Annotated in this window: 20 protein-coding genes; 9 read left to right on the top strand and 11 right to left on the bottom strand. The window is 67.0% G+C overall.

Annotation, left to right across the window (positions count from 1 at the left end; all coding sequences use genetic code 11):
* Window positions 1–89 precede the first annotated feature (89 nt).
* Entirely contained in the window at window positions 90–3173 is a 3084-nt protein-coding gene (gene ileS, locus MLE27_RS14035; protein WP_243312716.1) for an isoleucine--tRNA ligase, read from the top strand.
* 87 nt (window positions 3174–3260) lie between these two features.
* Here the strand turns inward: ileS and MLE27_RS14040 are convergent, their stop codons facing one another.
* The 8 genes from MLE27_RS14040 to MLE27_RS14075 form a co-directional block, all read right to left on the bottom strand.
* Complete coding sequence (locus MLE27_RS14040) at window positions 3261–3950, bottom strand: phosphatase PAP2 family protein (RefSeq protein ID WP_243312717.1); 690 nt, start codon at window positions 3948–3950, stop codon at window positions 3261–3263.
* A gap of 350 nt (window positions 3951–4300) precedes the next feature.
* Window positions 4301–4570 (bottom strand): flagellar biosynthesis protein FliQ, encoded by a 270-nt coding sequence (fliQ, locus tag MLE27_RS14045; RefSeq protein ID WP_341482538.1) that lies wholly within the window; start codon window positions 4568–4570, stop codon window positions 4301–4303.
* Between the two features lie 172 nt (window positions 4571–4742).
* Entirely contained in the window at window positions 4743–5504 is a 762-nt protein-coding gene (gene fliP, locus MLE27_RS14050; protein ID WP_243312718.1) for a flagellar type III secretion system pore protein FliP, read from the bottom strand.
* Window positions 5416–5808 (bottom strand): flagellar biosynthetic protein FliO, encoded by a 393-nt coding sequence (fliO, locus tag MLE27_RS14055; protein WP_243312719.1) that lies wholly within the window; start codon window positions 5806–5808, stop codon window positions 5416–5418. Before fliO ends, fliP begins: the two co-directional genes overlap by 89 nt.
* Window positions 5801–6349 carry a flagellar motor switch protein FliN gene (gene fliN, locus MLE27_RS14060; RefSeq protein ID WP_243312720.1) on the bottom strand — a complete coding sequence of 183 codons (549 nt, stop codon included), beginning with the start codon at window positions 6347–6349 and terminating at the stop codon, window positions 5801–5803. The genes fliO and fliN overlap by 8 nt, the downstream gene beginning before the upstream one ends.
* A 15-nt stretch (window positions 6350–6364) precedes the next feature.
* Window positions 6365–7342: a flagellar motor switch protein FliM gene (fliM, locus tag MLE27_RS14065; protein WP_243312721.1), complete on the bottom strand. Its 978-nt coding sequence runs from the start codon at window positions 7340–7342 to the stop codon at window positions 6365–6367.
* A 9-nt stretch (window positions 7343–7351) separates the two neighbouring features.
* Window positions 7352–7933, bottom strand: coding sequence for a flagellar basal body-associated FliL family protein (locus MLE27_RS14070; RefSeq protein WP_243312722.1), 582 nt, complete (start codon window positions 7931–7933; stop codon window positions 7352–7354).
* A gap of 36 nt (window positions 7934–7969) precedes the next feature.
* The gene (locus MLE27_RS14075; RefSeq protein WP_243312723.1) at window positions 7970–8662 is read right to left on the bottom strand and encodes a YggS family pyridoxal phosphate-dependent enzyme; all 693 of its coding nucleotides are present in this window, start codon (window positions 8660–8662) and stop codon (window positions 7970–7972) included.
* Between the two features lie 123 nt (window positions 8663–8785).
* Here MLE27_RS14075 and MLE27_RS14080 point away from each other — a divergent pair, with 123 nt between their 5' ends.
* Window positions 8786–9658 (top strand): 4Fe-4S ferredoxin, encoded by an 873-nt coding sequence (locus MLE27_RS14080; RefSeq protein WP_243312724.1) that lies wholly within the window; start codon window positions 8786–8788, stop codon window positions 9656–9658.
* A 318-nt stretch (window positions 9659–9976) separates the two neighbouring features.
* On the opposite strand, the gene MLE27_RS14085 is transcribed toward MLE27_RS14080, so the two are convergent.
* A complete protein-coding gene (locus MLE27_RS14085) occupies window positions 9977–10144 on the bottom strand; it encodes a rubredoxin (protein ID WP_243312725.1) in 168 nt (55 codons plus the stop codon).
* Between the two features lie 37 nt (window positions 10145–10181).
* Here MLE27_RS14085 and MLE27_RS14090 point away from each other — a divergent pair, with 37 nt between their 5' ends.
* Window positions 10182–11942: an ABC transporter ATP-binding protein gene (locus MLE27_RS14090; protein ID WP_243312726.1), complete on the top strand. Its 1761-nt coding sequence runs from the start codon at window positions 10182–10184 to the stop codon at window positions 11940–11942.
* A 52-nt stretch (window positions 11943–11994) separates the two neighbouring features.
* Window positions 11995–12771 (top strand): dienelactone hydrolase family protein, encoded by a 777-nt coding sequence (locus MLE27_RS14095; RefSeq protein ID WP_243312727.1) that lies wholly within the window; start codon window positions 11995–11997, stop codon window positions 12769–12771.
* Between the two features lie 84 nt (window positions 12772–12855).
* Here the strand turns inward: MLE27_RS14095 and lepB are convergent, their stop codons facing one another.
* The gene (gene lepB, locus MLE27_RS14100) at window positions 12856–13506 is read right to left on the bottom strand and encodes a signal peptidase I (protein ID WP_243312728.1); all 651 of its coding nucleotides are present in this window, start codon (window positions 13504–13506) and stop codon (window positions 12856–12858) included.
* A gap of 73 nt (window positions 13507–13579) precedes the next feature.
* Entirely contained in the window at window positions 13580–15985 is a 2406-nt protein-coding gene (gene topA, locus MLE27_RS14105) for a type I DNA topoisomerase (protein ID WP_243312729.1), read from the bottom strand.
* Window positions 15986–16073: 88 nt separating this feature from the next.
* Here topA and era point away from each other — a divergent pair, with 88 nt between their 5' ends.
* The 5 genes from era (at window position 16074) to MLE27_RS14130 (ending at window position 22586) form a co-directional block, all read left to right on the top strand.
* Window positions 16074–16991 carry a GTPase Era gene (gene era / locus MLE27_RS14110; RefSeq protein ID WP_243312730.1) on the top strand — a complete coding sequence of 306 codons (918 nt, stop codon included), beginning with the start codon at window positions 16074–16076 and terminating at the stop codon, window positions 16989–16991.
* A 193-nt stretch (window positions 16992–17184) separates the two neighbouring features.
* Entirely contained in the window at window positions 17185–18063 is an 879-nt protein-coding gene (hisG, locus tag MLE27_RS14115) for an ATP phosphoribosyltransferase (RefSeq protein WP_243312731.1), read from the top strand.
* 10 nt (window positions 18064–18073) lie between these two features.
* Window positions 18074–19858, top strand: coding sequence for a glycosyltransferase family 39 protein (locus MLE27_RS14120; protein ID WP_243312732.1), 1785 nt, complete (start codon window positions 18074–18076; stop codon window positions 19856–19858).
* 942 nt (window positions 19859–20800) lie between these two features.
* On the top strand, window positions 20801–21475 hold the full coding sequence (locus MLE27_RS14125) for a trimeric intracellular cation channel family protein (RefSeq protein WP_243312733.1): 675 nt from the start codon (window positions 20801–20803) through the stop codon (window positions 21473–21475).
* A 211-nt stretch (window positions 21476–21686) separates the two neighbouring features.
* Window positions 21687–22586, top strand: coding sequence for a hypothetical protein (locus MLE27_RS14130; protein ID WP_243312734.1), 900 nt, complete (start codon window positions 21687–21689; stop codon window positions 22584–22586).
* Window positions 22587–22608 lie beyond the last annotated feature (22 nt).

Here is a 22608-nt window from a genome sequence, read left to right on the forward strand (position 1 = left end):
GCGGGCCCTGCGCCGCCCGCCAATCTTGACTTGCCCGCTGTTTTCATCAAAAGTCCTGGCCTCTCAATTTAGCATTCCCGGAGCCTACCGTGAAACCAGCCCCGTCGTCCGTATCCTTCCCCAAGCTCGAGGAGGAAGTCCTCTCCTCCTGGCAGCAGGACCGCACCTTCTGGAAGTCCATGGACCGGACCAAGTCCGGCAAACCCTACGTCTTCTACGACGGCCCGCCCTTCGCCACGGGCCTGCCCCACTACGGGCACATCCTGACGTCCTACGTCAAGGACACCGTGCCCCGTTACCACACCATGCGCGGCCGCTTCGTGGACCGCACCTGGGGCTGGGACTGCCACGGCCTGCCCATCGAGTACGAGGTGGAGAAACACCTGGCCATTTCAGGCAAGGCCGAGATCCAGAAGTACGGCATCGACAAGTTCAACCAGAAGTGCCGCGACATCGTGCTGGGCTACGCCGGCGAGTGGGAGCGCGTCATCACCCGCATCGGCCGCTGGGTGGACTTTTCGCGCCAGTACAAGACCATGGACCTCACCTTCATGGAGAGCGTGCTCTGGGCCTTCTCCGAGATGTTTGGCAAGGGTCTGGTCTACGAGAGCCCGCGCGTGGTGGCCTACTGCAACCGCTGCATGACCCCGCTCTCCAACTTCGAGACCGGTCTGGACGACTCCTTCCGCGAGCGCGACGACATGGCCATCACCGTGCGCCTGCGCGACCGCGAGAACCCGCAGTGGTCCTACCTGGCGTGGACCACCACCCCCTGGACCCTGCCCTCCAACCTGGCCCTGGCCGTCAACAAGGACATCGCCTACGCCCTGGTCGAGGTGGCCGAGGGCGACCTTGTCTGGCTGGCCAAGGACCGCATGGAGGCCATGAAGAAGTTCCTCCCCGAGGAGCCGCGCATCGTCGAGGAGCGCCCCGGCTCCGGGCTCATCGGCCGCGCCTACGAGCCGCTCTTCCCCTACGCCAAGGGCGAGCGCACCCACGTGATCCTGGAAGGCGCCTTCGTGGACACCTCCATGGGCACGGGCATCGTCCACATGGCCCCCGCTTTCGGCGAGGACGACTACAACCTCTGCACCTCCGAAGGCATCGACCTCTTCGACCCTGTTGACCACCAGGGCCGCTTCACCGAGGCCGCGCCCGACTGGCAGGGCATGGGCGTTTTCGAGGCCAACAAGCACATCGCCCGCCGCCTGCGCGAGACCGGCGCGCTCTTCGCCCAGGAGAACTACCGCCACAAGTACCCGCACTGCTGGCGCTGCGACCAGCCCCTGATCTACCGCGCAATCTCCAGCTGGTACGTGCGCGTGGCCCAGAACCGCGAGGCCCTGCTCAGCTGCAACGAGGACATCAACTGGGTGCCCGCGCACATCGGCCAGGGCCGCTTCAAGAACTGGATCGCGGACGCGCGCGACTGGTCCGTCTCGCGCAACAGGTTCTGGGGCACGCCCATCCCGGTGTGGCGCTGCCAGACCTGCGGCGCGGTGGAGGTGCCCGGCTCCATCGCGGAGCTGGAGGCCAAGACCGGCACCCAGATCACGGACTTGCACCGCCCCTTCTGCGACGAGCTGAACTGGAAGTGCTCCGCGCAGGGCTGCTCCGGCACCATGCAGCGCGTGCCCGAAGTCTTCGACTGCTGGTTCGAGTCCGGCGCCATGCCCTACGGCCAGGCCCACTACCCCTTCGAGAACAAGCAGTGGTTCGACGACAACTACCCCGCCAGCTTCATCGTGGAATACATCGCGCAGACGCGCGGCTGGTTCTACACCCTGCTGGTGGAGGGCGCGCTGCTCAAGAACCAGACCCCCTTCACCAACGCCATCTGCCACGGCGTCGTCCTCGCGGAGGACGGCCGCAAGATGTCCAAGCGGCTCAAGAACTTCCCCGACCCCATGGAGGTGGTGGACAAGCACGGCTCCGACGCGCTGCGCATCTACCTGCTCTCCTCCCCGGTGGTGCGCGGGCAGGACGTCCGCTTCACCGAGCGCGACGTGGAAGAGGCCGTGCGCCGCTATCTGATCCCCTACTGGAACGTGTTCCACTTCTTCACCTCCTACGCGGCCCTGGCCAAGGGCTACGAGCCGAGCCTGCTTACGTCCGCCTCGGCCCTGCCCGACAGGCACATCCTGGCGGAGCTGGAGCGCCTGCGCAAAACCGTCGAGGCCCACATCGAGGCCTACGACCTGCCCCGCTGCTACCAGGCCATCCTGGAGTTCGTGGAGACGCTCTCGGGCTGGTACGTGCGCCTGAACCGCTCCCGCTTCTGGACCGAAGAGGTCACGGACGACGCGCGCCAGGCCTTCGACACGCTCTACACCGTGCTTGTCGAGTCCTCGCGCATCTTCGCGCCCTTCATCCCCTTCGCCATGGACCACATCCACACGCACCTGGTGGGCTCCTCCGTGCATCTGGCCGACTGGCCCGTTGCCCAGCCCGCCCGCGACGACGAGAAGCTCACCAGCGAGATCGACACAGTGCGCCGCATCATCGAGTGCGGGCGCAGCGTGCGCGAGAAGGTGCGCATCAACCTGCGCCAGCCCCTGGCCTCCATCATGGTGGCGGGCGTGGACAAGGCCTCCGTGGAGCCCTACCGCGCCCTCATCGAGGAGCAGGTCAACGTCAAGGCCGTGGAGTACCCCGAGGACGCCAGCGCCTTCGCCGCCCGCGTTGTCCAACTGGACGCCAAGAGCCTCGGCCCCCTGCTCAAGGGCGCCTTCGGCCCCACCCTGGCCGCCGTGAAGAAGGGCGACTACGCCGTGGGCGATGACGGCGCGCTCACCGCCGCCGGTACCCGCGTGGAGCCCACGCACTACACCGTGGCCTGGGAGGCCCTCTCCGGCGACGTGGGCGTGGCCGCGGACAAGGGCGTGGTGGCGGGCCTTAAGCTGACCATCACCCCCGAACTCAAGCGCGAGGGCGCGGCCCGCACCTTGAACCGCCTCATCCAGGACCAGCGCAAGAAGCTGGACCTGGCCTACGACCAGCGCATTACGCTCGGCATCGAGGCCGACGGCGTCTGGAAGGAGGCCCTGGAGGCCCACCTGGGGTGGCTCACCGAGCAGTGCCTGGCCGTCGGGGTGGAGTGGAAGGCCGCCTCGCCGCAGATCGAGGTCAGCGACGACAACGGCTCGCTGAAGGTGGAGATCGTGGCCCAGTAGGCCGCTGGCACCATAGAAACAGAAAGCGGACGCCTCCTTGGGGGGGCGTCCGCTTTTTTTGTTCAGGATATATGCTTCAGGTATCTGCTACTTGTACCCCAGTTGCGTCCGCACTTCGGCCTTGGCGCGCTCGAAGTCGGTCATGAACTGCGAGCTCTGGTACAGCGCGGGCAGCAGCAGCGTGGCCTCCATCTGCCCGGCGGTCACGTCGGTGGGCCAGTGCGCCCCCAGGACCAGCCGGTTCAGGCCGAACTGCACGCCGTAGGTCAGCAGCTGGTCCTTCTTCTCCGGGATCATGTCGGCCAGGATCACGCCGTCCACGAAGCCCAACAGCGTGTGCGCGCTGGGGTAGGAATCCGGGCTCACCGGGCCCTGGCTGTGGTAGAGCTTGTCCAGGTTGATGTTCGTGTTCTCGATGTTCGTTATGACCTTGGTGAAGAAGGCGTTGGTGACGGGCAGCTTCTCGGCCGTGAAGCCCGGCCCCAGCACCTGGGAGAAGTCGAACACCGAGGGCGTGGAGTCGTACCAGGCGGCGCTCACCATCTGCGGGGTCGCCGTGCTGGTGACGATGTTCAACAGCTGCACGTTGGCGGCCTGGTTGGCCGACCCGGGCTGCGGTGGCGTTGGAATCAGCGTCAGGGCCTCCAGCGTGGCCGCCTGGCTGGAGAAGTAGGGGTCCGGCCCGAGCAGTTGGGCGCGCCCATGACCGGGAAAGGAAAGGATCGGAAGGGCCAGGGCCGCCAGGATGGTCATGGACCGCAGCAACATCGAACGCATGGTTCCCCCTCGCGCGAACGTCGCGGGCCGGACTCTGGCCCGCCCCCTGACGGTAACGGTTTGCACGGCTGTCGTCCACCGGAAAATCGTTACAATAACGAGCGGATGCGTACACTCGGCGGAAGTCCGTCGAGGCACCCGGCCGACTGCGGGGGGAGGCGAAAGGGGCTCCGCCTCGCACCCGCCAGGAGGATGATCCGTTTGGCCGCTCCGGATGGGCTGGACAAGCCGGATTATGCGCCGTGAACGCGAAGCTATATGGGAGTCGAGAGGGAGGAACTCCCTCTCGCGGGAGAGTGCAGAGAGGGCGGAGCCCTCTTTGCCCGCCGGAGCCACCCCGGCGGCGCGCTCTACTTGATATACTGGGGAATGGTGGTGATCAGTTCCCGGGTGAAGGCGAGCATGGTGTCCATGAGCCAGGGGAAGGCGATGATGAGCGTTATGAACATGGCGATGAGCTTGGGCACGAAGGTGAGCGTGGTCTCCTGGATCTGGGTGGCGGCCTGGAACACGGAGAGCACCACGCCCACGATGAGGCTCACGGCCAGGAGCGGCAGGGAGAGCATCAGGGTGGTCTCGATGGCCGAACGGGCCAGGGTGATGACTGTTTCGGGCGTCACGTTCCACTCCGTGCGGCACCCTCTGGGAGCGTCCGCTGTAATCTTCAGGCCGCCTGTTCAAAAAGCGGGCTGGCAAGGCGCGGGAAAAAGGCAAGCCCGAAGCATATCAAGCATATGTGAGGGTTTGGCTTCTTTCCCGCAACGCCGCCAGCGTGCTTTTTCAACAGGCGGCTTAGTTGAAGCTGTTGACCAACGAGGCCGTCATCAACGCCCAGCCGTCCACCATGACGAAGAGCAGCAGCTTGAACGGCATGGAGACCATGGCCGGGGGCAGCATCATCATGCCCATGGCCAGCAGCACGCTCGAAACCACCATGTCCAGCACCAGGAAGGGGATGTACACCAGGAAGCCGATGGTGAAGCCGGTCTTGAGCTCGCTTATCATGTACCCGGCGGCCAGCATCATGGTGGGCACGTCCTGCTTGGTCTTGGGCTGCTCCATCTTGGTGATGGTGTAGAAGATGGAGAGGTCCTTCTCCCGGGTGTGCTTGAACAGAAACTCGCGCAGCGGGGCCTCGGCCTTCTTGAGGGCCTCGTTGAAGCCCATGCGCTCCTCCATGTAGGGGTTGAGGGCCTCGTCGTAGATCTGCTTGCCCGTGGGGTACATGATGACCACGGTCATGAAGATGGCCAGGCTGGCCAGAATCTGGTTGGGCGGCATCTGGCCCGTGCCCATGGCCTGGCGCAGGAAGGAGAACACCACGATGATGCGCGTGAAGGAGGTGACGCACAAGACGATGGAGGGCGCCAGCGAGAGCACCGTGAGCAGGAAGAGTATCTCCAGCAGCACGCTGACCTTGTCGGCCTGGGGCTGCCCACCCGCCAGATTGAGCGTGAGTGTGGGCTCAGCCGCCAGCGCCAGCGTCGCCAGGCCCAGCGTCGCCAGGACGCTTGCGAGCGTCGTCAAGAGCGGTCTTGAAATCCGTGCTTTCATCGGTGCAGTCCGTTTGCGAGAGCAGGTTGATGCTGTTTTCGGTGACGCCAAGGAGCAAGAGCTTGCCCGCGAAGCGCACCACCATGAGCGACTTGCGCGGCCCGAGGCCCATGTGCCCCTCCAGGCGAAGGCCGTGGGGCCTGGCCGCCACGCCCAGGCCCAGGCGCGGCCCGAAGCGGCGCAGCATCCAGTACCCCAGCAGGATGATGCCCAGGATGAGCGCCAGGGCCAGGGCCATCTGGAGCACCGTGCCCCCCAGGCTGACCTGGTGGACCGTGGAGAACGTCTCGGCCGCGTCAGCCAAGCTGCTTCACCCGCTCGATGGGGCTGATGATGTCGGTGAGGCGCACGCCGAACTTCTCGTTGATGACCACCGCCTCGCCCCGCGCCACCAGCTTGCCGTTGACGTAAATCTCAAGCGGTTCGCCCGCCAGCTTGTTCAGCTCGATGACCGAACCCTGGCCCAGCTGCAACAGCTCGTTGATGAGCAGCTTGGTGCGCCCCAGCTCCGCCGAGACGTCCAGGGGGATGTCCAGGATGAAGTCCAGGTCGCGCCTGCCGGTCTCTGGCCTGGGGGCCTTGGCCTCCTGGGTCATATCCTTGAAGGTGGCGTCGCGGCTCTTGGAGGCCAGCTGGGCCTGGGCCCGCTCCTGCTTGACCGAAACCTCCTCGTCGCCCGCCAGGGCCGAGGCCCACTGCTCGGCCAGGGCCGCGTCGCCGCCGCCTCCGCCCGCCGCGCCAAGAGCCTGTTCGAAGGGGTCCAGCGCGCCGGCGGCGTTGTCGGTCTCCTCCAGTGCTGCGGCCCATTCTGCGGCCAGTTGGTCTTGATCTACGTCATCGGCCATCGGAGCCTCCTCCGCTTAGAAATGCGTTTCCTCTTCCCGGAGAACCTGGAAGGCTTTGTTCGATTTCACCGTGCCGGGGATGCCCCAGAACTTCTTCACGCCCTGCACCTCGGCCTTGAGCAGGGCCTCCACATCGGTGTTGAGCAGCAGGATGTCGCCCTCCTTGAGGGAGAGCAGCTGCCGGCCGGAGAGCTGCGTGGTGCCGAACTCCACCTTGAGCTCCACCGGGGTCTCCATCAGGCGCTCCTTGAAGCGGCTGATCCAGGCGTGGTCCACCTCCAGCCGCTCGGACTGGAAGGAGGCGTACAGCTTGGAGCGGATGGGCTCGATGGTGGCGTAGGGCAGGCAGGCCACCATGGAGCCGATGGCGTTCTCCAGCTCCACCTCGAAAGTCACGACCACCACCACGTCCGAGGGCGGCACGATGGCCGCGAACTGGGGGTTGATCTCGGAGCGCACCAGCTCGATGTGCACCTCGTGTACGGGCCGCCAGGCGTCCTCCAGGTTGGCCAGGGCGATCTTGACCACCTTGGAGATGATGGCCTGCTCGATGGGCGTGAAGTCGCGGCCCTCCACCTTGGGCTGGGAGCCCGCGCCGCCGAAGAAGTTCTCCACCAGGGCGAACACCAGGCGCGAGTCCACCACCAGGATGGCGTTGCCGCGCAGGGGGTCGAGCTTGAAGATGTTGATGGAGGTGGGCACCGGCAGGGAGCGCATGAAGTCCCCGAACTTGGACATGTCGATGGAGATGGGGTTCACGTCCACGCGCTTGCGCATGGCGTTGGCCATGGCGTTGGTGGCCAGCCGGGAGAAGCGGTCGTTGATGATCTCCAGAACGGGCATGCGCCCGCGGATGATGCGGTCCTGGTTGGAGAGGTCGAAGGGCACGATGCCCGAGTCGTCCTCCAGGATGTCCGTCTCGGCCTCCAGCTCTCCGCCGGTGAGGCCGCGCAGGAGGGTATCGACCTCGTCCTGGCTGAGAATCTTGCTCATGGCCGTTCCCTATTGGATCACGCGGTCGGTGATGAACACCTGTTTCACCTTGCCCTGGCCCATGATCTGGTTCACCCGGGCCTGCAGCTCGCCCCGGAAGGCGATCATGCCGTCCACGGAGGAGAGGTCCTCGGAGGTTTTGGACCACAGGAGCGTGAGCACGGCGTCCTTGATGCGGGCCTGGTACTTCTCCTCGAACTCGCTCTGGGCCTCGGAGTCCTTGAAGTCGAACTCCACGGAGAGGCGCACGTAGCGCCTGCCCCCGGCATCGGCCAGGTTGGTGACGATGTTCTGCAGCCCGATCACGGGCTTCTTGTCGTCCTTCTTGCCGCCCTCTTTCTTCTCTTCCTTCTTCTCTTCTTTCTTTTCTTCTTTCTTCTCGGCCTTTTTCTCGTCCTTCTTCTCTTCCTTCTTCTCGCCCTCGGCGTGGCTTTCCTCCGCCGTGGCGGGCTCGGCCTTGAAGTACTTCGGATAGACGTAGAAATATCCGGCGGCGCCCAAACCGCCCAGGATCACCAGCAGGATGATGATGAGCAGAAGCTTGCTTTTCTTCTTTTTGGGCTGTTCGTCGCCTTCTTCTATCTTGGCCATGTGCGGCTCCTTGAGAATGTGCCCGTCAAGCGGCGGTCATAGCGCGCAGGGGCGCTGCCCGAAGAGGTCGGTGCCCACGCGCACCAGGGTCGCGCCCTCCTCCACGGCCTGCTCCACATCGTGGGACATGCCCATGGAGAGCTCCGGCAGGGCCAGCCCCAGGCTCCGGGCCAGGGCGTCGCGCAATTGGCGCGCCTGGGCGAAGAGGCCCCTGTTGGCCTCGGGGTCCGGGTCCCAGGGGGGCATGAGCATCAGGCCGTCGAGCCTGAGCCCGTCCAAGCCTGCGATGGCCCGGGCCAGCGCCTCGGCGTCCTCGGGCCCGCACCCGGCCTTTTGCTCCTCGTGGGCCAGGTTGACCTGCAGGAGCACCGGCTGGACAAGGCCCAATGCCGCGGATTTCTTATGCACGATCGATGCCAATTCAAGGCTGTCTATGGTGTGGAGCAGGTCGAACTTCCCGGCGATGTATTTCACCTTGTTCTTTTGCAGCCTGCCGATGAAGTGCCAGGCCAGCCCCTGGCCCGCAAGCGCCTCCATCTTGGGCAGGGCCTCCTGCACGTAGGATTCGCCGAAGAGGTTCTGCCCGGCCTGATGCAGGGCCAGCACGGCCTCGGCCGGGTGCGTCTTGGAGACGGCCACCAGCGTGACCTCCTCCGGCTTGCGCCCGCACCTGGCGCAGGCCCGGGCGATGCGCTCCCGCACGGCGTCCAGGCGTTGTCTCGGGGTCATGGCGTCTTGCATGGCGGATGCCTTACCACATTCGGCAGCGTTGGAAAATGGGGCGCGGCCCCGCGCCGGGGCTTGAATTGCCTGCGGCAAGGAGTACTGCTTTTCCCAGACAAGGAGCGCGTCATGCGAGACATCGTCGAAAACGTGGCGGCCTGGATGGACGACAGGGCCAACAACGCCATTGAGCCCGGGTCGGACCTGCCGGCCTTCGATACCCCCCTGCTGGGCTGCGCCTCCGGCGCGGACCCCCTCTTCGAGCGCATCAAGGCCGACATCGGCCCCGAATTCTACTGGACCCCCCTGGACGCCTACCGCCTGGCCTTCCCCGAGGAGGCCCCCGCCCCGGAAGAACTGCGCGTGATCTCCTGGGTGCTGCCCCAGACGGCGCACACCCGCGCCGCCCACCGCAAGGCCGGGCCCATGCCCAGCATCGAGTGGAGCCGCGCCCGCCACTTCGGCGAGATGGTCAACAGGGGCCTGCGCCTGTTCATGGTGGAGCTGCTGGAGAGCCGGGGCGTCAACGCGGTGGCGCCCGTGATGCTGCCGACCTGGGGCCGGGCCATGTCGCGGCGCTACGGCTTCGCCTCCATGTGGTCGGAGCGGCACACCGCGCACGTCTGCGGCCTGGGCACCTTCGGGCACTGCGACGGACTGATAACGCCCGTGGGCAAGGCCGTGCGCCTGGGCTCCGTGGTGGCCCGCATGGAGATGGAGACCACGCCGCGCCCCTACAGCAAGCACAACGAGTGGTGTCTGCGCGTTTCCAAGGGGGTATGCAAGGCCTGCATCAAGCGCTGCCCCGCCGGGGCCATCAGCGAAAGCGGGCACGACAAGGTCAAGTGCAAGGACTACATCCGGGGCGTCACCGGCCCCTTCGTGGAGAGCGACCAGCTTGGTTTCAGGGTCAACAGCTGCGGCCTCTGCCAGGCCGGCACGCCCTGCGAATCGCGCAACCCCAGCGCGCCCAAAGAGAAGAAACTGGAGGAGGTTGGATAGCCTCCGGCGGCCAAAGGGACTTCGTCCCTCTGGACTCCCATACGGCTTCGCGTTGCGCCCGGCACGATTGCTCAGGCCCGGATACTACCGCCCCACGCGAAGCGGTACGGGACATCAATGGACTCCCTTGCGAGGCTGAACAGCTTTTATCCTGTTCGCAGTGAACCGCGCTGTCTTCGCCCAGGCCCGGCCCTCGTGCTACGGCCTGATATTCTTCAAATATATCGGGGCGTAGCAAGCGGGCCGGGCCTGGGCGGCGACTAAAACCCAATAATTTCGCAGTTCCCCATCCGGCTAGCCGACGAGCCGCCGCCCCAGCTAATCGTCGCGCTTGGCGAAGTTGCGCTGCGGCCCGTTGCACACCGGGCAGGTCCACTCCGGGGGGAGCTTGTCTCCGGGCGTGCCGGGGGCGATGCCCCCTTTGGCGTCGCCGCGCTTGGGGTCGTAGGTGTAGCCGCAGAGCAGGCAGACATACCGGTCGTTCATGGTTTTCCTCCGTGAGGGCTTGGCGTATACTCCCCTGATGCGCATCACATCAAGCTGGACCCTCGCCCGTCTCTGGCCCTTCGTGGCCCCGTACCGCAACCGCTATCTGTTCGGCATAGCCGCCAATATTCTGGCGCGCTCCTGCGACCTGGTGCCCATGGTCATCGTGGGCAAGGCCGTGGACGCCATAACCGCCGCCAAGGACGGGGCCTCCCCCGGGGCGGACACGCTGGTCTACTACGGGCTGGCCGTGCTTCTTTCCTTCGTGCTGCTGGCCGTGTTCCAGTCCGTGTCGGACTACACCCTGGACGCCCTGGCCCAACTGGTGCGCCACGACCTGCGCGTGGCCCTCTACGGCCACCTCCAGCGTCAGGATATGCACTTTTTCGAGGAGCGCCAGTCAGGCGACCTACTGAACATCGTCTCCTCCGACGTGGACACCCTGGAGAACTTCCTCTCCGACGCCACCACCTCCACCATCCGGCTCATCATCACCTTCGTGGGCACCTTCGCGGTGCTCTTCTGGATCGACTGGCGCCTGGCCCTGCTGCTCATGGCCCCCATGCCCTTCGCCTTCGCCGCGGTGCGCACCTTCTCCACGAGCATCAGGCCGCGCTACCGCCAGGCGCGCCAGGCCGTGGGCCAGGTGGCGGGCATCATCGGCAACAACCTGCGCGGCATGGGCGTGATACAGGCCTTCACGGCCGAGGCCGAGCAGGCCCGCCGCGTGGAGGAGCAGTCCGCCCTGTACCGCGACGAGGCCATCGGGGCCTCGCTGGCTAGGGCCCGCTTCGTGCCCGTGCTCTACGCCGTGGCAGGCATGGCCTTCGCCCTGCTCATCGCCGGAGGCGGCTGGCTCACGCTCTCGGGCAACGGCCCAAGCGTGGGCGACTACGCCACCTTCATCCTGCTGGCCACGCGCCTGGTGCTGCCGCTGTTCGTGTTCGGCATGCTCATCAACCAGTTCCAGCGCTCAGAGGCCTCAGCAGGGCGCATCTGGGGCGTGCTCTCCCTGGCCCCTGCCATCGCGGACAGGCCCGGAGCCGAACCCCTGCGCGAGACGCCCCAGACCATCGCCTTCGAAGACGTCCGCTTCTCCTACCCGGACCGCGACCCCGTGCTCAAGGGCGTGAGCTTCGAGATGCAGCGCGGCAAGGTGGTGGGCGTGGTGGGGCCGACGGGCGCGGGCAAGTCCACCCTGGTCAAGCTGCTGCTCAGGCACCTGGAGCCTCAGTCCGGCCGGATCGCGCTCAACGGGCGGGACATGGGCGGCTACACCCTGGCCAGCCTGCGCGGCCGCCTGGGTTACGTCTCGCAGGAGGCCTTCCTGTTCACGGGCACCGTGGCCCAGAACATCCGCCTGGGCGCGTCCGAGTCCACCGACGAGCAGTTGAGGGAAGCCGCGCGCATCGCCGGGGCGCTGGAGTTCATCGAGGCGCTGCCCCAGGGCTTCGAGACGGCCATCGGCGAGGGCGGGATCAAGCTCTCCGGCGGGCAGCGCCAGCGCATCTCCCTGGCGCGGGCCGTGCTGCGCGACCCGGACGTGCTGGTGCTGGACGAGGCCACCTCGGCGGTGGACACCCGCACCGAGGAAATCATCCAGGAGAACCTGCACGCCTTCCGCGAGAACAGGATGACCCTGGCCGTGGCGCACAGGCTCTCCACCGTGCGCCAGAGCGACCTCATCATCGTCATGGTGGACGGCGTCATCGTGGAGCGCGGCCGCCACGAGGAACTCTTGGAGATGAACGGCGTGTACGCGGGGCTGTGGTCGGTGCAGAGCGGGGAGCTGCGGTGAGGCGCGGGGACGTGTCATGCCCCTTGAGGGGGACGCGAAGTGGGGCGATGCCGTGAGGAATGGCAACGGGTCGAACCACTGGCGGCCGGCCCTGGCCGGGTTGGCAGGCGTGCTCGGGCTGCTGCTCTGCTGCTGGGCTCACCCGGCCCGGGCGGAGGCCCGGCCGCATGAGCTCCGCCTGGGCGCCGGGCGGGATGCGGTGCTGGCCTGGAAGTTCCAGGCTCCGGGAGACGGCCCGCGCCCAGCCGTGATCGTGCTGCACGGCCGGAACGGCATCGGCCCGCTGAAACAGGCCTATTTCAGGTATGCCGCCGGGCTGGCGGAGTCGGGCATGGACGCCTACGTGCTGTCCTACTATGCGGCGGACGAGAGCCCGCCGGAGGAGGGCTTGTCGGGGAAGCTCTTCTTCGCCCGGCACCTTTCCGCCTGGACGGCCAGGGTGCGCGCGCTGACCGATCTGGCCCTGGGCGGGCCGCGCTCGAACGGCAAGGTGGGCGTGGTGGGCTTTTCGCAGGGCGGCTACCTGTCCGTGGCCTGCGCGGCGGACGACAAGAGGATTTCGGCGCTGGTGGTGATGTACGGCGGGGTGCCCCACCGGCTCAGGGGCAAGATGCGGCATCTGCCCCCCGTGCTGGCCTTCCACGGGGAAAAGGATCGGATCGTGCCTTTCTCCGAAGGCGAAGAGCTGGTCAGGGAGGCCCAGGCCCTGGGCGCGCAGGCCCAACTGGTGCCCTATCCCGACGAGGGGCACGGCTTCGGCCCGGCCGCCAGCCAGGATTCGGGCAGGCTCACCAGGGAGTTCCTGTCGCGCAACCTCGGAGGGAAATAGCCCTCCGGCCCGGGCTCAGTCGCCGCCATGCGCCAGCACGTGCGGAACAACCGGCTCAGCAGGGAATAGCGCCCCGGAACCGGCTCACTCGATCACCTGCCCGATGTTGCCCCAGCGGATGCGCCCCGTGCCCGGCTCCTTGGAGAAGTACTTCATCATGGCCTTGCCCTTGACGTTGGCCATGGGCACGAAGCCCCAGAAGCGGCTGTCGTAGGATTCGTCGCGGTTGTCGCCCATGACGAAGTACGAATCCGCGGGAACCTTCACCGGGCCGAAGTTGTCGCGCGGCCCCATGTAGGTGGGCATCACGTTCTTGTCCCGGTGGTTCTCGCCGGGGAACTCCCTGAGCGCGCCGTTGACGTACACCCGCTTCTCGCGCACCTCCACCACGTCGCCGGGCAGGCCCACCACGCGCTTGATGTAGTCCTGGCTGGTGTCCTGCGGGAACTCGAAGATGACGACGTCGCCGGGCATGGGCGCGCGCAGGCCGGGCAGGCGGTAGCCCGTGAAGGGGATGCGCACCCCGTAGATGAACTTGTTGGCCACCAGGTAGTCCCCGATCTGCAGGGTCTCCAGCATGGAGCCCGAGGGGATCTCGAAGGTCTGGACCAGGGCCGTGCGGATCACCAGGGCCAGCACCAGGGCCCAGCCCAGGGCCACGCAGTATTCCCGCAGCAGGCTCTTGGAGGGGGCGGTTCTCTCGGCCGTCAGGATGCTTCCGGGCTGTTCGCTCATGTGTCTCTCCGGCCGCGCCGTTTGCGGCGGTCAAAAAAGCGGCCCCCCGTCGCCGGAGGGCCGCCGCGTGCGCCTATTGCTGGAGCTTTCGGTACTTGCAGGTCTTGACCGGGCAGGCCAGGTGCTCGCCGTGGGTCTTGGTGGTCTTCTTCACCAGGATGGGCGAGCCGCATTCCGGGCAGGGCTCCACCACGGGCCAGTCCCACACGGCCATGTCGCAGTTGGGGTAGTTGGAGCAGGAGTAGAACAGCTTGCCGTAGCGCGAGCTCTTCTCCACCAGTTCGCCGTCGCAGCCCTCGCGGGGGCAGGCCACGCCCGTGGTGAACGGCTTGGAGTACTTGCACTTAGGGTAGCCCGAGCAGGAGTAGAAGCGGCTGCCGGTGCGGGTCTTCTTGAGCAGCACGTCCTTGCCGCATTCCGGGCAGGAGCCCACCACCTCGGGCACCATCTGCTCCGGGGTCTCCACGAACTGGTACTTGCCGGATTCGTCCCGCGTGAAGTTGGCCGTGGTGCTGCAGTCGGGGTAGCCCGCGCAGGCCAGGAAGGGGCCGCGCTTGCCGAACTTCACCAGCATGGGCTTGCCGCAGCTGGGGCAGACCAGGCCGCTGTCCGCGTTGGCGATCTTCTCGGCCAGCTGGTAGGCCCCGGACTCGTCCTTGGTGAAGTTGGAGGTGAACTTGCACTCCGGGTAGCCCGCGCAGGCCAGGAAGGGCCCCGAACGCCCGAACTTGGCCTTGAGCGCCTTGCCGCAGTCGGGACAGGTGAGGCCGGTGTCCTCGTTGGCCATGTCCTTGCCGGCCTTTTCCAGGGCTTCGTTGAAGCCGGAGGCGAAATCGGTGAGCAGGGCGCGCCAGTCCTTCCCGCCTTCGGCCACCTGGTCCAGCGCTTCCTCCATCCCGGCGGTGAAGCCCACGTCCATGACGGTCTGGAAGTGCGCGGTGAGCTGGTCGGACACGGTGACGCCGAGCTCGGTGGGGGCGAAGTGCTTCTCCTCCAGGCGGGCGTAGTCGCGGTCCAGCAGGGTGGAGATGATGGCCGCGTAGGTGGAGGGGCGTCCGATGCCCTTCTCCTCCAGCTCGCGCACCAGGGAGGCTTCGGTGTAGCGCGGGGGCGGCTGGGTGAATTTCTGTTCGCGCTTGAGCTCCAGGAGCTTGAGCTCCTGGCCCTTGGCCAGCGGCGGCAGGGCCTTGGAGGCACCGGACTCGTCCTCGGCGTCCTGGCCGTAGACCTTGAGGAAGCCGGGGAATGTCAGGCGCTCGCCCTTGGCCTTGAACTCGGCCGGGCCGCACTCGATGGCGGCCGAGGTGTCCCAGAAGCGGGCGGCGGCCATCTGCGAGGCCACGAAGCGCTCCCAGACCAGCTTGTAGACCTGGTACTGGTCCTTGGGCAGCAGGCCCGCCACGTCGCGCGGGGTGATGGCCACGTCGATGGGCCGGATGGCTTCGTGGGCGTCCTGGGCGCCGGCCTTGGTCTTGAAGACCCGGGCCTTTGCGGGGTAGTATTCCTTGCCCAGCGTCTCCACGATGTAGGCCTTGGCCGCGTCGCGGGCCTCGTCGGCGATGCGCGTGGAGTCGGTACGCATGTAGGTGATGAGCGCCGTGGTGCCGCGCTCGCCCAGGTCCACGCCTTCGTAGAGCTTCTGGGCCGCGCCCATGGTCTTCTTGGCGGCGTAGCCCAGGCGCTGGTTGGCGGCCTGCTGCAGCGTGGAGGTGATGAACGGGGCCGGGGGCTGCTTGGAGCGCTCCTTCTCGGCCACCTCGCGCACCACGAAGGGCTTGCCCTCGAGCTCGGCGGCCAGGGCCTGGGCCGCGTCGCCGCTGCCCACGTGGGCCTTCTTGCCGCCGATCTTGGCCAGGTCGGCCTCGAAGGGCGGGGGAACGTCGCCTTCCAGGCGGGCCTTGAACAGCCAGTACTCCTCGGGCTTGAAGGCCAGGCGCTCCTTCTCGCGGTCCACCACGATGCGCAGCGCCACGGACTGCACGCGCCCGGCGCTGATGCCCTTGCGCACCTTGCGCCAGAGCAGGGGGGAAATCTTGTAGCCCACCAGCCGGTCCAGGATGCGCCGGGCCTGCTGTGACTGGAAGAGCTTCTCGTTGATCTCGCGCGGGTGCTCCAGGGCTTCGCGCACGGCCTTGGCCGTGATCTCGTTGAACTGGATGCGCTCGATGTTGGAATTCGTCTCCTTGAGGAGCTCCGCCATGTGCCAGGCGATGGCCTCGCCCTCGCGGTCGGGGTCGGGGGCCAGGAAGACGGTCCCGGCCTTGGCGGCCACCTTCTGCAGCTGGTCCACGACCTTCTGCTTGCCGGGGATCACGCCGTACTGGGGTTCGAAGCCCTTGGATTCGTCAACGCCGAGCTTCTTCTGGGGCAGATCGCGCACGTGCCCCACCGAAGCTTCCACGTAGAACTTGTCTCCGAGGAACTTCTTGATGGTTTTCACCTTCGCCGGGGACTCGACAATTATGAGGTCTTTCGCCATGACAGGGCGGCTATAGCCATCACAAACCGCTAAGGCAAGGGGGCGCGGGCTCCCGGCAACGCCTTTTCACGCATATGGAGCAAGAAACATGAGCGCCCACCGCTTCGGCTACGTCGTCCTGATCGGCCCCCCCAACGCGGGCAAGTCCACGCTACTTAACGCCCTTCTCGGGCAGAAGCTGGCCATCGTCAGCCCCAAACCCCAGACCACCCGCAACCAGCTTGCGGGCATCCTGACCACGGACGAGGCCCAGATCGTCCTTTTGGACACCCCCGGCGTGCACATCCCGCGCGGCTCGCGCCTGAACAGCCGCCTGGTGGAGGCGGCCTGGCAGTCCCTGGCGCAGGCCCAGGCCATCGTGGTGGTGCTCGACGCCGCGCACCACGCCCGCAAGCCCGACGTGCTGGAGAGCGACCTGAAGATGCTCTCCCGCCCGGTGGAGCGCTCCGGCCTGCCCGTTATCGTGGCGCTGAACAAGACCGACGCCGTGTCGGACAAGGGCCTCCTGCTGCCCGTGATCTCCCGCGTGGCCGAGCAGTGGCCCGGCGCGGAGGTGGTGCCGGTGTCGGCGCTCAAGAAGCAGGGCCTGGACGGCCTCATCGGCCTGATGACGGCCCGCCTGCCCGAGGGCGACGCCATGTACGCCGACGACGAGCTGACCACCGCGCCCATGCGCTTCCTGGCCTCGGAGATCATCCGGGAGAAGCTCTTCCTGCAGCTCTCGCAGGAGCTGCCCTACAACACGGCCGTGGCCATCGAGCACTGGAAGGACACCCCCAAGGGCGCGCGCGTCTCCGCCGTGATCTACGTCTCCAAGGACCGCCACAAGGGCATGGTCATCGGCAAGGGCGGCAAGGTGCTCAAGGACGTGGGCTCCCAGGCCCGGCAGGAGATCATGGAGCTCACCGGCAGGCCCGTGCACCTGGAGCTGTGGGTCAAGGTGCGCGAGGACTGGACCGAGGACGACCATTTCATGAACGAGCTTGGGGAAGACCTGGGCTCGTAACGTGCTCGCTGTCAGCCGAGGCCCCCGTGCGGCATGTACCGCCGTGGGCGCGGCGGCCTTTGCGCCGTAACGCAAACGTCGCCTGCGGACGCCCCGCAAGGCTTGCCAACCGCCGCGATCCCGGCTACCAACGCTGCTTCGGAAGCATTGCGTCCGTATGCCGCCTTTTCCAGATCCACATCAGGAGACCCGCATGTCCGCCCCCAAGCTCAAACTGGGCATTCCTAAAGGCTCCCTCCAGGAAGCCACCATCAAACTGTTCGAGAAGTCCGGCTGGAAGATCAAAGAACACCACCGGAACTACTTCCCCGAGATAGACGACGACGAGATCACCTGCTCCATGTGCCGCGCGCAGGAAATGTCGCGCTACGTGGAGAGCGGCCTGCTCGACTGCGGCCTCACCGGCAAGGACTGGATCCTCGAGAACCAGTCCGACGTGGTGATCGTCACCGACCTCGTGTACTCCAAGGTCAGCTCGCGCCCCGCGCGCTGGGTGCTGGCCGTGGCCGGGGACTCCCCCTTCCGCCGCCCTGAAGACCTGCAGGGCAAGCGCATCGCCACCGAGCTGGTGGGCTACACCACCCGCTACTTCGCCCAGGCCGGGGTCGACGTGGAGGTCCAGTTCTCCTGGGGCGCCACCGAGGCCAAGGTGGTCGAGGGCCTGGCCGACGCCATCGTGGAAGTCACCGAGACCGGCACCACCATCAAGGCCCACGGCCTGCGCATCATCGCCGAGGTGCTGGTGACCAACACCCAGTTCATCGCCAACAAGGAAGCCTGGGCCGACCCCTGGAAGCGCGCCAAGATCGAGAACATGATCATGATGCTCCAGGGCGCGCTGCGCGCCGAGAAGCTGGTGGGCCTGAAGATGAACGTGCCCCTGGCCGCCAAGGAGGCCGTGCTGGCCCAGTTGCCCAGCCTGAACTCCCCCACCGTGTCCCACCTGCTGGATTCCGACTGGCTCTCCGTGGAGATCGTGGTGGCCGAGAACGTGGTGCGCGACCTGATCCCCAAGCTCAAGCAGGCCGGCGCCGAAGGCATCATCGAATACTCGCTGAACAAGGTCGTCTAGGTTCCGTGCCGTGCCGCACAAACTGAACGCTCCCTGCACTCCCGAATGCAGGGAGCGTTTTTATTTCCTGCTGGTTCTGCTGGCCGCGGCCCTCATACGCCTATGGCGGTTCGACACCCCCTCGTTGTGGTTCGACGAGGCGTTGGTGGCCATGGTCGCCAAACTGCCCGTGGAGTCGCTGATCCGCCGGGCCCTGATGACCGACTTCCACCCTCCCGCCTACTACCTGCTGACCAAGGCCATGCTGGCGGTGGGCGACGACGACGCCGTGCTGCGCGCGCCCTCCCTGCTCTTCGGTCTGGCCGGAGTGTGGCTGGCCTGGCGGACCGGGCGCGGCCTCTGGAACGCGCGGGTCGGCCTGTCCATGGCGGCTGTCGTGGCCGTGCTGCCATGGCACGTGCTGCTCTCCAGGCAGCTCAGGCCCTATGCGATCATATTCTTCTTCTCCCTGCTGGCGTTCTATTTCGCCTGCCGCTACGCCCGGGAAGGCAGGCTCCGCGACGCCGCCTGGGCCGCCCTGGCCCTCTGGCCCCCGCTGCTGCTCAACTACGCATCGCTCCTGTGCGCGGGCGGGGCCGGGCTGGTGCTGCTCGCATCCCCCCTCGCATGGGGAAGGCGCCTGCGGCATGTCCTGGCTTACGGGCTGCTCTGTCTCGTCCCCGCGGCCGTGAACCTTCCGTTCCTGCTGGCCTCCCTCGGGCACGAGCGGGGGCTGGAGCAGCCCGCCGACAGGTGGGGGCTCGCCCTGGCCTGCCTCGTCAAGCTGACGGAGCTTCTCTTCAGGGAAAACATCCCCTGGGCGCGTCTGGCCCTGGCCGCTTCAGCCCTCGCGGGGTTGGCCCTGCTCCTGCGCCGGGACCGCCCCCTGGCCCAAGCCTCAGCCATCTGGCTGGCCGCGCCCCTGGCGGCCCTGGTGGTGGTGGGGTACGGCTCCTACTTCAACCCCTGGCACCTCTTCTTCCTGCTCCCCGTGGCCGCCGTGTGGCTGGGCTGGACCCTGAGCATGCTCCCCGGCCCGCTGCCGCCGCTCGCCCTGTGCTACGCGGCGGCCTGGCTCTACCTGGGTTACGGCGCTCCGGCCTACTACCAGGAGCAGAGTTACACCGGCACGGCCAAGGCGGCCGCCCGCCTCCTGGCCGGCAGCCATTTCCCCGGGAAGGTCTACGTCTACCCCGAGGCCGGAGTGGTCAGCCCCATCAACTGGTACCTTGACCGCTTCAGTGAGCCCAACCCGCTGCGCGCCCAGCGCCTGACGCCGCAGGACGCCACGGCCTGCGTCAACGTCCCCGGCCAGGGCACTGGCTGCGCCCCGCTGGCGCGGGCGCCCGTGCAGGAGCTTGGCCCCCTCCCGGCCCGCCATTGGCTCACGGCGCGCCCGGCGGACCTGCTCTCCAAGGTGTCGGCCCTTGAAAACCTGGCCTGCATGCCCGTGCTCGAGGACATCCTGGGCGCCACCCAGCCCGGCGTCACCGGCTTCGCGGAGTTCCAGTACCGCAACGCGGACCCCCGCAGCCAGATCGTCACGGTTCATTTCGGCTTCTCCAACCGACTGCCGGGCAACCGTTTCGCCGTGCGGTGCCGCTTCGACGACGAACCGTGGGCCGCCGCCTTTGAGAGCACCGGCCCAGACCCGCGCGGGTTCGACAAGCTGGTTCTGGAGCGGCGCTCCCCCTACCGGATGCTCACCGTGCGTTTCGAGTTGCGGCGCACCGGCCACGACCCAAGCCACACCGGGGAAGACCTGGAAGCCGTCCGCATGACCGACTTCAAGGTGGAAGCCGACCAAGCCCCCTGAATAATCAGCGGTTTTCATCGGTTGCCCTTCCATTTCCCAAAATTAATAATTTTGAGGCCATTTCCTCTTGCCTTCATCACGGCAATGACTATTTTCTCTAATCAGAAGCAAGAGGTCGCGGCGCCAGCCAACCCCGAACAGGAGAACGCCGTCACTGCCGCACCTTGAGCCGGGGCCAAGGCCCCAAAGCCGCCGGGCGGAGAACGCCCCCGGCCGGGCCCATCCAGCCCGACCGGCTCGGGCCGCCCAAGGGCCCGAACCGACCAGCGGCAAGACGCGGCACTGGAGACAGGCAACCGGTCAACCAACCGGATTCCGCCCAGAGCGGAATCAAACCGGACGGCGTGAGCCCCGGGTATTCGCCCCCAACGAGCCGAGGCGAAACCGCAGGTCCGGATGGTTTGAATGGACGGCACTGGAATCAGGCAACAGCGTAAACGAAAGCCCCAAGCCGCAATCGGCGGGGCAGGCCGGTAAAGCGCCCCCCACGGCCCGCGCGGGCAGGGGCAAAGGTCCGGGAGGATCTACCGGCCAGGTTTTTCGGCAAGGTTCTGCAGTCAGGCAAACGAGCAACCAAGCGCGCCCAGGCCCCACAGGCTGGCGTGCCGGACGAAAAAGCCTCCAAAGGCCGCCCGCAGGCGAATCCCGGAGGCACGAGCGACCAAACGTCCGAGGTGGTTTTCGAAACCCTGGAGACAGGCAACCGGGCAACCGAACCTCCAACAAACACTCCGGCTCGCGCATCATGCGCAGCCCCGTCAGAGCCCCCCTCCCGCGCGGAGGGGGGCTTCTTAATTTCCGCCCGGCGGCGTCCCCGCGAGTCCGGCTTTCCCGCGGGCCATTCCGCGAGGCCTCGCAACGGGGGCCTCCCGGCCCGGAACCGGCGGCAAAGCGGGCCAAGGCCCCCTTTGCCTGTCACGCTTTTCGTTGTATCCGGCTTCCATGGATGCGCAGCCCTTCCAACTCCCCATCTTCCTGGACCTCTCCGCCGTGTTCCTCATGGCCCTCACGGGCGTGATCGAGGCCATACGCCGCGAGTTCGACATCATCGGCCTGTGCGTGCTGGCCCTGGCCACGGGCGTGGGCGGCGCCCTCATCCGCGACGGGGTGTTCCTGCACTCGGGCGTGCCCGCCGTGCTCTCCGACGACCGCTACCTCATGGTGGTCGCTGCCGCCGCCGTGATCGGGCTGGCCTTCGGCACGCGGGCGGTGCTCTCCGAGCGGCTGATCGCCTGGGTGGACGCGGCCGCGCTGGGGGCCTACGCCGTGGTGGGGGTGGAGAAATCCCTGGGCCTGGGCCTGGGTTTCGCCCCGGCCGTGCTGGTGGGCGTGGTCAACGCCTGCGGCGGCGGCGTGCTGCGCGACCTGTTCACGGGCGAGCGCCCCATGGTTTTCAAGCCCGGGCAGTTCTACGCCTTCGCCGCGCTCATCGGCTGCCTGGTCTACATCCCTCTGCGCCTGCACACCGCCGCGCCGCCGCTGCTGGCCGCTCTGGCCGCCATCGTGGTCACCTTCGGGCTGCGCGTGCTGGCCATCACCCGGAACTGGACCACCGCCCCCGTGCGCGAGCGCGGGCTGCTGAGCACAAAAGGCAGGAAACACAAGAAGCACCGCTGACCGCGCCACGCCCTCGCCGCGGCGGCCTCGCCTCCGCTTCGATTTCCCGGTTGACCGACCGACACCCGCCACTTTACTCTTCGGGATCTCTCGCAAAACGGGGGCGCTCTTCCGGGCCGCCGATAAAGGTTTCCAGGCTGACCATGGCAGGGCCCGGGTCCTGCCGTACTCCCCGGCCTCCGTGCCGGGAACCCCATGGAGGTCCGGCATTATGAAACTGGCCCGTCGCCTCGCCGCTTGCGCCCTCTCCCTGTCGATTCTCCTCGCCATGCCGGGAGCCCCGGCCGCCCAAGCCCCTGACGAAAGCCAGAGGAGGGACCTGCAGAAGCTCACCCAGCAGTCCTCCAACCCGGTGGGCGACCTGTGGATGATCGCCAACCAGTTCAACTTCAACCTCATCCGCTCCGACAAGGGCCAGGACTTCGCCAGCCCCAAGCTCCAGTTCAACTGGAACTTCCAGCCAGTGCTCACCTTCGACGTGGCCAGCGACCTCAGGCTGGTCGCGCGGCCGGTGGTCCCGGTCTACAGCTCGCCCTACGCCGCCGGGCTCTCCACGGTCGACAACAACGTCAGCAAGGTCAAATACAAGGCGGGCCTGGGCGACGCGGAGTTCATGGCCATGCTCACCCCGGGCGGCTCCCAGTCCTCGGGCTTCATCTTCGGCGCCGGGCCCACGGCCATCTTCCCCACCGCCACGGACAGGCAGCTTGGCAACGGCAAATGGCAGCTCGGGCCCGCGCTGGCGGCCCTGTACATGGACGAGAAATGGGTTGTGGGCGTGTTCCCGCAGCAGTGGTGGTCCATCGGCGGAGATGCCGCCCGCAAGGACGTGAGCCTGACCAAGGCCCAATATTTCCTCTGGTACTCCCCGGCCCCCACCTGGCAGGTGGGCATGGCCCCCAACATCGTGGTGGACTGGATGCAGCCCAAGGCCGAGAACCGCTGGACCGTGCCCGTGGGCCTGGGCGTCTCCAAGATGACGATGCTGGGCAACCTGCCCGTGAAGTTCAGCGTGGAGGCCGACTATTCGGTTATCCGCCCGCGCAGCATCCCCGGCAACGAGTGGACCTTCAAGCTGACCATTACTCCCGTGCTTCCCAAGCTGTTTTAACCCCCACGCGCAAGGAGCCTCC

Origin of the sequence: Fundidesulfovibrio agrisoli (assembly GCF_022808715.1) — a bacterium.
Taxonomy (GTDB): domain Bacteria; phylum Desulfobacterota; class Desulfovibrionia; order Desulfovibrionales; family Desulfovibrionaceae; genus Fundidesulfovibrio; species Fundidesulfovibrio agrisoli.